12 protein-coding genes and 1 tRNA gene are annotated in these 13,976 nt (G+C 65.0%); 4 read left to right on the plus strand and 9 right to left on the minus strand.

Annotated features, from left to right (window positions below):
* Window positions 1–1,290 (minus strand): NAD(P)/FAD-dependent oxidoreductase, encoded by a 1,290-nt coding sequence (locus WA237_RS14050; protein WP_336098393.1) that lies wholly within the window; start codon window positions 1,288–1,290, stop codon window positions 1–3.
* Window positions 1,291–1,407: 117 nt separating this feature from the next.
* Between WA237_RS14050 and WA237_RS14055 the strand changes: the two genes are divergently transcribed.
* Entirely contained in the window at window positions 1,408–1,806 is a 399-nt protein-coding gene (locus tag WA237_RS14055) for a rhodanese-like domain-containing protein (RefSeq protein WP_216016578.1), read from the plus strand.
* Window position 1,807: 1 nt separating this feature from the next.
* Here WA237_RS14055 and WA237_RS14060 read toward each other — a convergent pair whose 3' ends face one another.
* The 3 genes from WA237_RS14060 to WA237_RS14070 all read right to left on the minus strand — a co-directional run bounded on the left by WA237_RS14060 (window position 1,808) and on the right by WA237_RS14070 (window position 3,409).
* A complete protein-coding gene (locus WA237_RS14060) occupies window positions 1,808–2,593 on the minus strand; it encodes an IclR family transcriptional regulator (protein ID WP_336098396.1) in 786 nt (261 codons plus the stop codon).
* Window positions 2,594–2,722: 129 nt separating this feature from the next.
* Window positions 2,723–2,797: transfer RNA gene (locus tag WA237_RS14065), tRNA-Gln, on the minus strand.
* Window positions 2,798–2,905: 108 nt separating this feature from the next.
* Window positions 2,906–3,409: an SH3 domain-containing protein gene (locus tag WA237_RS14070; protein WP_442970268.1), complete on the minus strand. Its 504-nt coding sequence runs from the start codon at window positions 3,407–3,409 to the stop codon at window positions 2,906–2,908.
* Window positions 3,410–3,533: 124 nt separating this feature from the next.
* Between WA237_RS14070 and WA237_RS14075 the strand changes: the two genes are divergently transcribed.
* From WA237_RS14075 to WA237_RS14085, 3 genes are all read left to right on the plus strand, one after another.
* Window positions 3,534–4,520: a 2-hydroxyacid dehydrogenase gene (locus tag WA237_RS14075; protein WP_009814900.1), complete on the plus strand. Its 987-nt coding sequence runs from the start codon at window positions 3,534–3,536 to the stop codon at window positions 4,518–4,520.
* A 13-nt stretch (window positions 4,521–4,533) separates the two neighbouring features.
* On the plus strand, window positions 4,534–6,318 hold the full coding sequence (gene ggt / locus WA237_RS14080) for a gamma-glutamyltransferase (RefSeq protein ID WP_336098399.1): 1,785 nt from the start codon (window positions 4,534–4,536) through the stop codon (window positions 6,316–6,318).
* Window positions 6,319–6,486: 168 nt separating this feature from the next.
* On the plus strand, window positions 6,487–8,994 hold the full coding sequence (locus WA237_RS14085; RefSeq protein WP_336098401.1) for a GcvT family protein: 2,508 nt from the start codon (window positions 6,487–6,489) through the stop codon (window positions 8,992–8,994).
* Window positions 8,995–9,072: 78 nt separating this feature from the next.
* On the opposite strand, the gene WA237_RS14090 is transcribed toward WA237_RS14085, so the two are convergent.
* The 5 genes from WA237_RS14090 to WA237_RS14110 form a co-directional block, all read right to left on the minus strand.
* Window positions 9,073–9,699, minus strand: coding sequence for a DUF937 domain-containing protein (locus WA237_RS14090; protein ID WP_336098402.1), 627 nt, complete (start codon window positions 9,697–9,699; stop codon window positions 9,073–9,075).
* Between the two features lie 253 nt (window positions 9,700–9,952).
* Window positions 9,953–10,198, minus strand: a complete 246-nt coding sequence (locus tag WA237_RS14095; RefSeq protein WP_009814904.1) for a MoaD/ThiS family protein — start codon at window positions 10,196–10,198, stop codon at window positions 9,953–9,955.
* Between the two features lie 4 nt (window positions 10,199–10,202).
* A complete protein-coding gene (locus WA237_RS14100) occupies window positions 10,203–12,446 on the minus strand; it encodes a xanthine dehydrogenase family protein molybdopterin-binding subunit (protein ID WP_336098405.1) in 2,244 nt (747 codons plus the stop codon).
* The gene (locus WA237_RS14105; RefSeq protein WP_009814906.1) at window positions 12,443–12,925 is read right to left on the minus strand and encodes a (2Fe-2S)-binding protein; all 483 of its coding nucleotides are present in this window, start codon (window positions 12,923–12,925) and stop codon (window positions 12,443–12,445) included. The genes WA237_RS14100 and WA237_RS14105 overlap by 4 nt, the downstream gene beginning before the upstream one ends.
* Window positions 12,922–13,785 (minus strand): FAD binding domain-containing protein, encoded by an 864-nt coding sequence (locus WA237_RS14110; RefSeq protein WP_009814907.1) that lies wholly within the window; start codon window positions 13,783–13,785, stop codon window positions 12,922–12,924. The genes WA237_RS14105 and WA237_RS14110 overlap by 4 nt, the downstream gene beginning before the upstream one ends.
* Window positions 13,786–13,976 lie beyond the last annotated feature (191 nt).

The raw sequence follows: 13,976 nt of genomic DNA on the forward strand, positions 1-13,976 counted from the left end.
TCACAGGCTCTTGATGATCTGATTTGCGGTGAATGCGCCTTGATAGAGGCGCGACAGGATTGGGGCGCCGGTCACCGGCGCGGGATCCGAGAGGGGCAGGGGCAGGATCTCGGCGGGCGATCCGGCGATGAGATCGACCATCGCCCGGCCAAAGAGCGTGCCGGTGGTGATGCCACGCCCATTATAGCCGATGGCGGTATAGAGCCCCTCGTCGAGGGCGCAGATGCGCGGGAAATGATCGGGCGTCATGGCGATCTGGCCGTGCCAGGCCTCGTCAAAGTCAAACGGCCCGAGATCGGGAAAGAGCTGCGCCAGCTTCTTGCGTGCCCAGCGCCGCGAGAGGCCGCGCTTGGCATCGCCAAAGACCGTGCCCATCGAGCCGATCACCAGCCGGTCCTGCGCATCGCGGCGCAGCGACATCATCACCCGACCGGTGTCCCAGAGCCCCTGACGTTCGGGCAGGATATGCGCCGCTTCGGGGCCGAGCGGCGGGGTGGCGAGCTGAAAGAAATGGATCGGGGTAAAGCTGCGCTGCAACCCGGGCCAGAGCGTGTCGGTATAGGCATTGGTGGCAAGGATCACATGACGCGCCAAAAGCGTGCCCTGATCGGTGGTGACCCGCCACTGCCCGGCCTTGCGGGCGAGGCCGGTCACCGTGACGCCGGTGCTGATCTCGGCCCCATGCGCCAACGCGGCGCGTGCCAGACCCCGGCAATAGCCCATCGGATTGATCGTGCCCGCCCGGTGATCGAGCAGCCCGCCGTGAAAGGCGTCGGTGCCGGTGAGCCGGGTCATCGCCGCGCGGTCGAGCAGGTCCACCGGTTCACCCATACGCTGCCATTCGGCGTGACGGCCCTGCAGATCGCGCAGCCCCGAGGGCCCGTGCGCCGCATGCAAGGTCCCGGTCCGCGTCACCTCACAGCGGATCTGGTGTTTCTCGATGAGGTCAAAAACCCGAGAAGGCGCTTCGCCAAAGGCCTTGAGGAACTTGGCGCCTTGCGTCTCGCCCATCTTGTCGCGGACCTCGGCAGGGGGCAGCCAGATGCCCGCGTTGACCAGCCCGACATTGCGGCCCGAGCCGCCAAACCCCGGCTTTTCCGCCTCGAGCACATGGGCCGAAAGACCGAGCTCGGCGGCATGCAGCGCCGCCGACAGCCCGGTGAACCCGGCGCCCACGATGGCGATGTCGACGCTTGCGCCATCCTCGGCAAAGCGGCGGCTGACATCGGCCTCTTCAGAGGAGGCATCCCAGAGCGAAAGTGGCATCTGTGGCGGCAAAGGGGTCGACATGGCAAAGCTCGTTTTCAAGAAGGGCTGGCCGCGAAACCGCGCCCGCCCTAACCTGTTGTCAGACGCCAAATGCTGTGTCAATTATTGAAATAAATGTGCTGATATACGGAACAACTCATGCCCAAGCTCAAGAAAACTGCCGCAGAAATGGTCGCCGAGGCGCGCGCCCGGATCACCGAGGTTGAGACGCCCGACCTGATCAAGATGCTCGACGATCCCGATGTGGTCGTGGTCGATATCCGCGACGTGCGCGAACGCCAGCGCGGCGGTTATATCCCCGGCAGCGTGCATGCGCCGCGCGGCATGGTCGAGTTCTGGGTCGACCCCGACAGCCCCTATTTCAAGGAGGTGTTCGGGCAGGAGGGCAAACGTTATGTCTTTCACTGCGCCTCGGGCTGGCGCTCGGCGCTGACGGTGGCGACGCTTCAGGACATGGGGTTTGACGCAGCGCATCTGCGCGAAGGGTTTTCCACCTGGGAAGCGCAGGGCGGGCCGGTCGAGAAGGCCGAGGGCTGATTTAACGGCTGGCGAGCCGGGCACAGACCGTGTCGGCCGCCTGTCGCACGATCTTGCCGAGCCGCGCCAGATCGCCGTCGCGCAGATTGACCTCGGGCATGGAAATGCCCAAGGCCGCCACCGCCTGTCCCTGAGGCAGGCAGATCGGCGCGCCAAAGCCGATCACCCCTTCGCGAAACTCGCCACGATCAAAGGCAAAGCCGTTCTTTTGTGCCAGCTGCAGATCGGCGTCGAGCTTGTCCAGGCTGGTGATCGAGCGGTCGGTATAGGCGGTCAGACGGCTCGCCAGCGCATTGCGGTACTGGCTGTAATTCACCGACAGAATCGCCTTGCCGGTGCCGACGCATTGGATCGGGGCCGCGCCGCCCACCGGGTTCCAGGAACGGATCGGCTGCTGGCTGTCGATCTTGTCGATATAGATGACGCTAAACCCTTCGGGCACGCCGAGATAGACCGTCTCGAGGCTCTCGCGGGACAGCATCTGCATGGCATCGGCGGCAAGGTCGCGCAGGTTGAGATTGTCGACCACCCGGCGGCCCACCTGCCATGTCTTGAGCGTCGCCTCATAGCGGCGGTCCTGGGTCGAGCGGGCAAACCCCATGGCGCAGAGCGTCTGCAAGAGACGAAACACCGTGGATTTGGTGAGCGACAGATCGCGCGACAGTTCCGTGACACCAAGCCCGCCGGGGGCGGCGGCCAATGCCTCGAGGATCACCAGCCCCTTGGACAGGGTGCTGTCGAGCTTGAGCCCGGCGGGCGGCTGCTGATCGGGGGGCGTGTCGGGCATGGATGGGTCCTGATGCGGTCAATCGGGCGCAGCATAGGCCAAGATAATCTAGGCCGCCACCAGGGACGCCACCAGGGCTGGCGACAGCCGCGAGGCCCGAAGGCGCAGGGTTGATATGTCAGGAGAAAATGGCTGGGGTGGTAGGATTCGAACCTACGATACACGGTACCAAAAACCGATGCCTTACCGCTTGGCTACACCCCATTTGTGGCGCGGTAATTACTCCGGGGTGGCGAGGTGTGCAAGGGTGGATTTGGAAAAATTTCAGCAGTTTTTTACAAAAGCGGCCATGACCCTTGCAGCATTGGCCTCTCAGTCGAGGATTTCCCCGGGTTTCACCCCCCAGAGCGCGGATTTCGGCGCCCACCCCTTGTAGCCTGCCACCGCGAGCCGGCACCATTGGGCGGAACATTCGCGAATGCGGGCGACGACGCCGAGCTCGAGCTGGGCCACGATCGGGGCCTTGGGGTCGGGCTGTTTGCGCAGTTGCAGCATGTCCTGCTCCACCAGCACCGTGCGCGCGCCGGACAAGAGCGAATAATGCATCCAGCCACCAGCCCCGTCGCGGTCGCGCACACGGCGCCAATGGCCATGTTCGGCGGTGATTTCCAGCGGGATATTGGGCTGTTTGAAGATCCAGTCGATGCGATGGGTGCGCGAAGGGCCGCGTCGGACATAGCCCTCGGAGGTCTTCATAGACACGAATCGTGGCAGCGGGAGATTCGTCACCGGGCCGCGATCCTGCGAGGCCGCCATGCTGGCGGACAGGATGGGAAGAATCGCCACAAGGGCGGCGGTCAGCATCACATGTCGCATCAATAAGCTCGAATACTTGCCTGATTTTTTTGCCTGTCTTGGGCGTCCGGGTTCTTGTGTCCCGTGGCGTCCTTTGTCACTCTGGCAGCGCGCAGCAGAAATGAAAAGGTCGGGGAGGACCAGCATGCGATCTCAGCCTCTGAGTGTTGTCGTAACGCGACGCCTGCCCGAGCGGGTCGAGGCGCGGCTGAGCGAGCTGTTCGGGGCCGAGCTGCGCGAGGGCGATGCACCGCTGACGCGCGAGGCGCTCATCCGGGCGGGGCGCGAGGCGGATGTTCTGGTGCCGACGATCACCGACCGGATCGATGCCGAGATGCTCGATGCGATGGGCGACCGGCTCAAGCTCATTGCCAATTACGGGGCAGGGGTCGACCATATCGACGTGCAGGCGGCCCGCCAGCGCGGCATCATGGTCACCAACACGCCGGGCGTGTCGGCCGATGACACCGCGGATATGACGCTGGCGCTGATCCTTGGGGTGGCGCGGCGGCTGCCCGAGGGCATGACCACCATGCAGGAAGGCAATTGGGGCGGCTGGTCGCCCTCGGCCCTGCTGGGGGCGCGGATCACCGGCAAGAAGCTCGGCATTCTGGGGCTTGGCCGCATCGGCCAGAAGGTGGCGCGGCGGGCGCGGGCCTTTGGCATGGAAGTGCATTACCACAATCGCAACCGGCTGCGGCAGGAGACCGAAGAGGAGCTCGGCGCGACCTATTGGGAAAGCCTCGATCAGATGGTGGCGCGGATGGATGTGATCAGCCTGCATTGCCCGCACACGCCGTCGACCTTTCATCTGATGAACGCCCGGCGGCTCAAGCTGATGCGGCCGGAGGCCATTCTCGTCAACACGTCGCGGGGTGAGGTGGTGGATGAGAACGCGCTCACCCGGATGCTGCGGGCGGGCGAGATCGCCGGCGCGGGGCTCGATGTCTATGAGCAGGGATCGGGGGTCAATCCGCGTCTGCGGGCGCTGCCCAATGTGATGCTCTTGCCGCATATGGCCTCGGCCACCCGCGAGGGGCGGATCGAAATGGGCGAGCGTGTGGTGATCAATATCAAGGTCTATGAAGACGGGCACCGGCCACCGGATCAGGTGCTACCCTCCCATATATAAAGGATAAATCCCGATGCGCTTCTGGCTCTACTCGTCGCTTTTCGTGATCTTGGCAGGGGCGGCGTCGGGCCAGCAGGCCAGCGATTCCGTGGCGCCGGAGATTGGCGGCACGGGGCAGGTCGCCACGTCGCAGGCGGTGGCCGAGGCGCAGGCGCGCAAGGCCGAAGGACGGCCCGTGGAGGCGCAGGATTGGATGGTTGTCGCGGCGCATCCGCTGGCGGTCGAGGCCGGGGCAGAGGTTCTGGCGGCGGGGGGCACGGCGGCGGATGCCATGGTGGCGGTGCAGGCGGTGCTGGGTCTGGTGGAGCCGCAAAGCTCGGGTCTGGGGGGCGGTGCCTTCCTCGTCTGGTGGGATGCCAAGAGCGGCGCGATGACCACGCTCGATGGGCGCGAGACCGCGCCTTTGGAGGCGACGCCGCGGCTCTTTCAGGACGCAGATGGCCAGCCGCTTCAGTTCTACGATGCGGTTGTGGGCGGGCGCAGCGTCGGCGTGCCGGGGACGCCCGCGCTCTTGCAGGAGGCGCATGAGAGATGGGGGGCGCGGCCTTGGGCGGGGCTGTTTGATCGAGCGATCACGCTGGCGGAAGAGGGATTCGCGGTGAGCCCGAGGCTCTCGGCCTCTGTTGCGGGCGATGCCGATCGGCTCGGTCGGTTCGAGGCCACGGCGCGCTATTTCCTGCCGGAGGGTGCGCCATTGCAACCCGGCGCGCAGTTGCGCAACCCGGACTATGCCGAGACGCTGCGGACGCTGGCCCATGAGGGCGCGCGGATCTTTTACAGCGGCGAGATCGCCAAGGACATCGCCGCCACGGTGCAGAACGCGCCGGGCAATCCCGGTGTGCTCAGCGAGGTAGATCTGGCGCTCTACCGCGTCAAGGAACGCGCGGCGGTCTGTGCGCCCTATCGCGCCTATGAGATCTGCGGCATGGGGCCGCCAAGCTCGGGCGCGGTGGCGGTGGGGCAGACGCTGGGCCTGCTTGCGCCGTTTGATTTGGCCGGGTTTGGCCCGGAAAGCCCCGACACCTGGCGGCTTTTGGGGGATGCGTCGCGTCTGGCCTTTGCCGATCGGGGAAAATTTTTGGCCGATACGGATTTTGTTCCGGTGCCGGTCAAAGGCCTGTTGGAGAAAATGTATCTCGAAAACCGTTCCCAATTGCTTAACGGCGGGGTCGCGCTGCCTGAGGCGGCCCCGGGCGCGCCGGAATTTGACCATGCGCTGAACTGGGCGATGGACGCGGCGATCGAGCTTCCCTCGACCTCGCATATCTCGATAGTTGATTCTCACGGCAATGCGCTGTCGATGACGACCACGGTCGAAAACGCCTTTGGCTCGCGGCTCATGGTGCGGGGGTTTTTGCTCAACAATGAGCTCACGGATTTTTCCTTTCGCAGCCATCGCGACGGGGTGCCGATTGCCAATCGGGTCGAACCGGGCAAACGGCCCCGGTCGAGCATGGCACCGACCATCGTGATGGCGCAGGGCCGGCCGGTTCTGGTGCTCGGCAGTCCGGGGGGCAGCCGGATCATCCCTTATGTGTCCAAGACGCTGGTGGCGATGCTCGATTGGGGGCTCGATGCGCAGGCGGCGGTGGATCTGCCGCATCTGGTCAACCGCTTTGGCACCTATGATCTCGAGGTCGGGACGGCGGCAGAGGCGCAGGCCGAGGCGCTGCAAGCCATGGGATATGCCACAGCGGTGCGCGATCTGACATCGGGGCTGCATGTAATCGACCTGCGCGACGGACGGCTGCGGGGCGGGGCCGATCCGCGCCGCGAGGGCGTCGCCTTGGGCCAGTGACGCGGTCAGTGACGCGGCACTAACGCGACAAGAGATTCGCGCAGGACAGGGGGCGCAAATCGCCCGTATGTCGCAATTTCGATGTTTCTGGTCGGATGGACCCTTCGCCGATTTGCGCCTCTGCTATTGAGTGCGGCAAGAACAACATGCTCGTGGGAGAGCCGTATTATGAAAACCCAGGTCAAAGCTCTGGTCGTGGGCGGCGGTGCCGTCGGAACATCGATTGCCTATCATCTGGCGAAAGCCGGTTGGGAGGACGTCATGCTCTTGGAGCGCGACGAGCTCACCTCGGGCAGCACGTGGCACGCGGCGGGTCTGCTGCCCTTGTTCAACATGTCCTATGCCACGACCCATATTCACAAATATTCGGTCGATTTCTACAAGACGCTCGAAGAGGAAACCGGGCTCAATGCGGGCTTTGCCGTGGTCGGCAACCTGCGCTTGGCGCAGACCGACGAGCGGATGGACGAATACCGGCTCTATGCCTCGACCGCCGAGACCTGTGGCGTCAAATATGAATGGCTGAGCCCCGATCAGATCAAGGAACGCTGGCCGCTGATCGAGACCGGCGATCTCAAGGGCGCGATCTATCACACCGAGGACGGCTATATTAACCCCGCCGACGTGACCCAGGCGATGGCCAAGGGCGCCCGTCAACGCGGCGTGATGATCGAGCGGAAATGGCAGGCGGATGCCTTCCATTGGACCGGTGAGGCCTGGGAAGTCACCTGCACCAAGATGGTCGAGAAGGGCGGCAACCTCGTGCCCTCGGACGAGCAGGTCGTGATCACCGCCGAGCATGTCGTCACCGCCTCCGGCAACCATGCGCAGCGCACCGCCAAGATGCTCGGCATCAAGATGCCCGCGATCCCGGTGGAACATACGTTCATCGTGATGGATCAGGACCCCGAGCTCGTCAAATGGCGGGCGGCGGGCAATGCGGAACATCCCGTGGTGCGTGACGCCGACAATGAATCCTATGCCCGCGAAGAGCGTGGCGGCTGGATCCTCGGCATCTATGAGCATGGCGCCCCGGCGCGGTTCGAATATGGCGTGCCCGACAGTTTCCGCGCCGATCTCTTCCCGCTCGATCTCGACCGGATTGCCGATCAATACATGGCGATGGCCGAGCGCGTGCCGTCCTGTGCCGAAAGCGGTCTCAAGGATGATTTCAACGGTCCGATCTGCTATACGCCCGATGGCAATCCGCTCGTCGGTCCGGCACCGGGGCTGCGCAACATGTGGCTGGCGGAAGGGTTCTCCTTTGGCATCACCGCGGCGGGGGGCACCGGCTATTACCTCGCGCAGATGATGGTCGAGGGCGAGGCCGAGATCGACATGGCGAGCCTTGATCCCAAGCGCTATTCGCAGAACTGGATGACCACCGAGTTCGCGGCGCGCAAGAACGAGGAATGCTACGAGCACGTCTATATCCTGCACCACCCGGATGAAGAGCGCGAAGCCTGCCGTCCGCTGCGCACCGCGCCGGCCTATGACCGGCAGAAAGCGCGCGGCGCCCAGTTCGGCTGGGTCAATGGCTGGGAGCGGCCCAACTATTTCGGCCCGCTCGATGCGCCGGAGAACTTCGACAAGGAGGCGCGCAGCTTCCGTCGTGGGGGCTGGTGGAAACACGCGGTCGAAGAGGCGCGGGCGATCCGCGAGGGCGTTGGGCTCGTCGATGCGACGGCCTTTACCAAACATGTGGTCAAAGGCCCGGGCGCGACGGCGTTCCTCGACTGGTTCACCTGCAACAAGCTGCCCAAGGTCGGGCGGATCAACCTGACCTATGCGCTCACCAGCCATGGCACGACGCGCACGGAATATACGATCGTGCGGATGAAGGAGCATGAATATTACCTCGTCTCAGCCGGGGCCTGGACCGAATATGACGCGGATTTCCTGCGCAAGGCGGCCGAGGATAAGGCGGAAGAGTTCGGCTATATCGAGATCCAGGATGTGACGACGCAATGGGGTGTCTTTGCCATCGCCGGGCCGAAATCGCGCGATGTCCTCAAAGAGATCATCAAGGATGCCGAGCCCGAGACCGCGCTGTCGAACAAGCGCTTCCCGTGGCTGTCGGCGCGCAAGATCGAGCTCGGCATGTGCCCGGTCAACGCGATCCGCGTGGCCTATACCGGCGAGCTCGGCTGGGAGCTGCATCACCCGATCGAGATGCAGAACTATCTCTTCGATCTGCTTGAAAAGGCAGGGGAAAAGCATGGCATGAAGCTGGTCGGTGCGCGGGCGCAGAACTGGCTCCGTCAGGAGAAATCCTATCGCGCCTTCGGCAATGAGCTGGGCCGTGATGCGACGCCGCTCGAGGCCGATCTGCCGCGCTTTGTCGATCTCGACAAGGAGTTCCACGGTAAGGCGAAGATGGTCGAGACCGGGGTGCGGGTGAAATGCTGTACGCTGCTCATCGACGGGCCGGAGGATGCCGATCCCTGGGGTCGCGAAGTGCTCTATACGCCCGAGGGCGAGCGGGTCGGCCGTCTCACCTCGGGAGGCTATTCGGTGGCCTTTGAGAAGAGCATCGGCATGGGCTATGTGAAGCCGGATTTCGCGGTCGAGGGCACCAAGCTCAAGGTCAAGATCATGGACACGCTCTGGGACGCGACGGTGACCTGCGACAGCCCCTATGATCCGAGCAACGCGACCATTCGTGTCGACGGCTAACACGCTCTAGAAAAACAGAAAACGGGCCGCGCGAGCGGCCCGTTCCCGTGAGTGGCTTGCCGCCATCCAGCGCGTTGTTCAGCGCATGAATTTGCCGAGAATATCGTCCATCGCCGAGCCGTCGCCATCGGCGTCGAGCAGATTGTTCAGCGCCGAGAGATCAAAGCCGCCGCCCCGCGCATCAGCGCCGGATTTCTTGCCGCCCAGCAGCCCGCCGATCATCCCCATGAGACCGCCGCCGGAGGCCTGAGCGCCGCCGCCGAGCTGGCCCATCATGCCGTCGATCTGATCGTCGGGCATCTGCTTTTGCAGGCCGCCCTGAACCATCGCGGCGAGCGCGGGCAGGAATTGTTCGACGATATTGGGCTCGGCGCCGACGCGGGTCGCGGCCTCTTGGGCGAGGCCTTGGGCCTGTTCGCGGCTGCCGAGGATTTTCTCAAGAAAAGCAGTGCCTTGCTGTTGGCCTTGCGTGCTGACCGCGGCGCTTGCATCGTCGAACATGCTGGCCTGATTTTCGCCCTTGAGCGCGCCCAGAACGTCGCCCAGACCGCCGCGTTCGGCGCGTTGTTTGGTGGCCGAGCCGATGGCCGGGGCGAGCATCCCGGCGAGCTGATTGGCCTTGTCCTCGTCGAGGCCGAATTGCGCGGCGAGCTGGTTGAGGCCCTGACCGTTCTGGGCCTGTTGAAGCAGTTTCAAAATAGACATGTGAGTACCCCCGAAAACATTGGCATTTGCCCGCGTAGGGTGACAGCCGGGGGCGGTGAGGGGCAGGGGAATAGTGGGGGGAATATCCCCCAAGTCGGGGATTGGCGCGAATCAAGGGGTTAATGCCTTGAAATCATGGAAAAACGACCTGCGGCAACACGTCGGTATTACGACGGTAAAGCGACAGTATGGAGTTCGCGATTTCGGGGGTGCGGCAGGTGTGACCCGACCGCACGCCGGGGCAGGGAAATCTTTAGCCGCCCTTCATATAAGGCATCAGCACGACCTCGCTCTCGGGGCCGATTTCGGTGAACCACGCCTCGCGGTAGATGCGCCCGTCGAGCGCGAGGGACACCCCGCGCTCGATCTGTGGTGTGAGCCCCGGATAGCGCGCCGAGAGCGCGTCGAGCAGCTCTTTGAAGTTGCGCGCCTCGACCGTAACCTCGGTCTCGCCCTCGGCGGCGTCGCGCAGGCTTCCCCAGAGGGTGACCGTGACCATGGGATCAGCCCCGGTCGGTGATCGCCTTGAGGATCTTTGGCGGCGACATCGGCAGTTCGTGCAGACGCACCCCCGCCGCGCGGCTCACCGCGTTCGACAGCGCCGCGAGCGGCGGCACGATGGAGGTCTCGCCCACGCCGCGCACCCCGTAAGGGTGGCCCGGGTTGGGGATTTCGAGGATCACCGTGTCGATCTCGGGCAGGTCGGAGGCCACCGGCACGCGGTAGTCGAGGAAGCCCGCGTTTTGCAGCACGCCATCCTCGCCATAGATATATTCCTCGTTCAGCGCCCAGCCGATGCCCTGCACGGCACCGCCCTGCATCTGGCCTTCGACATAATCGGGATGCACCGCCTTGCCCGCGTCCTGGAACACGGTGTAGCGGATCACCTGCGTATAGCCGGTTTCGGGATCGACCTCGACATCGGCGAGATGCACGCCAAAGCTCACCCCGGCGCCATCGGCATTGACCTCGTAATGGCCGGCAATCGGCCCGCCGGTGTTCGACGAGATCGCGGCAATCTCCTTGATGCTCATCGGTTCGAAATCGCCGGCATTCGGGCCCGAGGGCTTGGCATAGCCGTCTTCCCAGATCACCGCGTCCTCGTCGATGCCCCAGATTTTCGCCACGCGCCCGCACATCTTGCGGATCGCGTCACGGGCGGCCTCGATCGTGGCGAGGCCCACGGCAAAGGTCACGCGGCTGCCGTCGGTCACGTCGTTATGGCCGAGCGAGCTCGTGTCCGCGATGATGGTGCGCACGTCGGAATAGGGGATGCCCAGTTCCTCGGCGGCCATCATCGAGATCGAGGCGCGCGAGCCGCCGATGTCGGGGTTGCCCTCGGTGATGCCGACGGTGCCGTCATCATTGAGGTTCATCGTCACGCAGGTGTTGCCGCCGAAGTTGAACCAGAAGCCGCAGGAGACGCCGCGCCCTTGGTTTTCGCCCAGCGGGGCGGAGTAATGCGGGTGTTTCTGCGCCGCTTCCAGGGTGGCAACGAGGCCGATCTGATCGAAGGTCGGGCCATAGGCGGCCTTGGTGCCTTCGCGGGCGGCGTTCTTGAGCCGCACCTCGAGCGGGTCGAGACCGAAATGCTGGGTCAGCTCGTCCACCACGCTTTCCACCGCATAGATCGCCATCGGCGCGCCGGGGGCGCGATAGGCGGCCTCTTTGGGGCGGTTGGTGAGCGCGTTCCAGCCTTCGGATTTCACCGCCTCGAGATCATAGGCGGCAAAGGCCGCCTGCGCCCCGAAACTATAGGTGGCACAGGGGAACGCGCCGCCCTGATAGCGGAACTTGGCATGGGCGGCGGTGATGCGGCCGTCCTTGGTCATGCCGATCTTGACGGTGGAGGAGGAGGACACGGTCGGCCCGGTGGCGCGGAACACCTCGTCGCGGGTCATCACGATCTTGACCGGGCGGCCCGATTTGCGCGAGAGCGCCAGCGCCACCGGTTCGATGAACACGGTGGTCTTGCCGCCGAAGCCGCCGCCGATTTCAGACGCAGTGACGCGCAGTTGGCTCGCCTCCATGCCGAGGATCGCCGAGCAGAGCGAGCGCACGTTGAACTGACCTTGGGTGCAGCACCACAGATCGGCCTTGCCGTCATTGGTCATCGAGGCGAGGCAGGCGTGGGGTTCGATATAGCCCTGATGCGCGGCGGCGGTCTTGAACTCGCGTTCGATGATGTGGTCGGCCTTGGCGAAGCCCGCCTCCACATCGCCATGACCGAATTCGCAATAGCCGGTGACATTCTCGGAATGCTCGGGTTGGACGTTTTCCTCTTGGCGGCCCGATTGCACCACCGGCGCGCCGGGTTTCATCGCCGCATCCACATCGGTGACATGGGGCAGGGGCGTATAGTCGACCTTGATCAGCTTGAGCGCTTTGCGGGCGGTCTGGGCGTCCTTGGCGGCGACACCGGCCACGGCATGACCGTGGTAGAGCACCTTGTCGCGGGCGAGGCAATTGTCGGCGATGTCGATCATCTCGTCATCGTCGAGCGCGGCGAAATCGGCGCGGGTGACCACCGCCTTGACGCCGGGCAGAGCCTTGGCCTCGGAAGTGTCGATGCTGTTGATCGTGGCATGGGCATGCGGGCTGCGCAGGATCGCGCCGGTGAGCATGCCGGGCACGACGAGATCGGCGCCATATTGGGCGCGGCCCGTCACCTTGTCGATGCCGTCGGGGCGCTTGACACGGGTGCCGACGACTTTGAACTGGCCTTTTTCTCGGGTGATCTTGTTCATGCTGTTTCCCCCCGCATTTCGGCGGCGGCGATTTTCACCGCCTTGATGATCTTGTCATAGCCCGTGCAGCGGCAGAGATTGCCCGCCAGCCAATAGCGGATCTCGCTGTCGCTCGGATCGGGATTGCGTTCGAGCAGCGCCTTGGCGGCGACGAGAATGCCGGGCGTGCAGATGCCGCATTGGAGCGCGGCGTTGTCGATGAAGCTCTGCTGCAGCGGGTGCAGCTCGCCGCCATGGGCGAGGCCCTCGACGGTGCTGATCTCGGCGCCCTCGGCCTCGGCCCCGAGCACCAGGCAGGAGCAGACGAGACGGCCGTTGAGCGTCACGGAGCAGGCGCCGCAATCGCCGGTGCCGCAGCCTTCCTTGGCGCCGGAAAAGCCGAGCCGGTCCCGCAGCGCGTCGAGCAGCGTTTCCTCGGGCGGGCAGAGGAATTCGACCTCGTCGCCGTTGACCTTGGTGGTGACGTGAATTTTCTTCATTGCTTCTCTCCTGCGCGGTCCTTGGCGATCAGCGCGGCGCGCTTGGCCAGCACGCCTGCCACCTGGGTGCGGAATTCAACCGTGCCGCGTTTGTCGTTGATCGGGCTGCAGGCGGCGCGGCAGGCCGCCATCAGCGCGTCGAGCGCCGCATCGTCGAGCGTGGTGCCCTCGATGGCGCGGGCGGCGTCCTCGACCAGCGCGACCTTGGGGCCGACCGCGCCGAGCGCCACGCGGGCGTGGGCGATGCTGCCATCCTCGGCGAGCTCGAGGCTCACCGCGGCGGAGGCCACGGCGATGTCCATCTCGGTGCGCGGGATAAAGCGCAGATAGGCGTCGGAGGCGCGTTTCGGACGGGCGGGCAGGAAGATCGAGGTGATCAGCTCACCCGGCTTCAGATTGAGCTTGCCGGGACCTGCGGGGATGTCGGCCACGGGCACATCACGGCTGCCGTCGGGACCTTCGATCCGGGCCACGGCATTGGCAGCGACCATCGGCGGCACGCTGTCGGCGGCGGGCGAGGCGTTGCAGAGATTGCCGACCATGGTGCAGCGGCCCTGAACCTGGGTCGAGCCGATCAGCTCGCAGCCTTCGACGACGCCGGGCCAGAGCGCCACGACGCCCGCGTGTTCGCCGAGCATCTGCCCCGGCACGCCGGCGCCGATGCGGTAGCCGCCGTCTTCCTCGGTGATCTCCATCATGCCGGGGATTTTCTTGATGTCGATGATCGTGGCCGGTTCGACCATGCCCGATTTCATCTGCACCAAGAGATCGGTGCCGCCCGCGAGCACGCGGGCCGCGCCGCCGCTCTCGGCCAGAAGCCGGGCCGCTTCGGCGGTGGATTGGGCTGTGACAAACTGCATGGCTGTCCTCCTGATTCTGTCGGCCCGGCCGGGGTGGGGCCGGATATTATCTGTGTTTCACTGCGGACCCTGACCCTGTTGCGGGCGAAATGCAAGCCGCGTCGCGGGCGGGATTTGCCCATGGCCCTGTCGCCCGGAGGCTGTGGCGCTAGCCGCCCTCTGCGCCGCTCTGGCAACGCTGAGAGAGGCTT

This window comes from Roseovarius sp. CH_XMU1461 (assembly GCF_037027165.1).
In the GTDB taxonomy this organism is placed as follows: domain Bacteria; phylum Pseudomonadota; class Alphaproteobacteria; order Rhodobacterales; family Rhodobacteraceae; genus Roseovarius; species Roseovarius nubinhibens.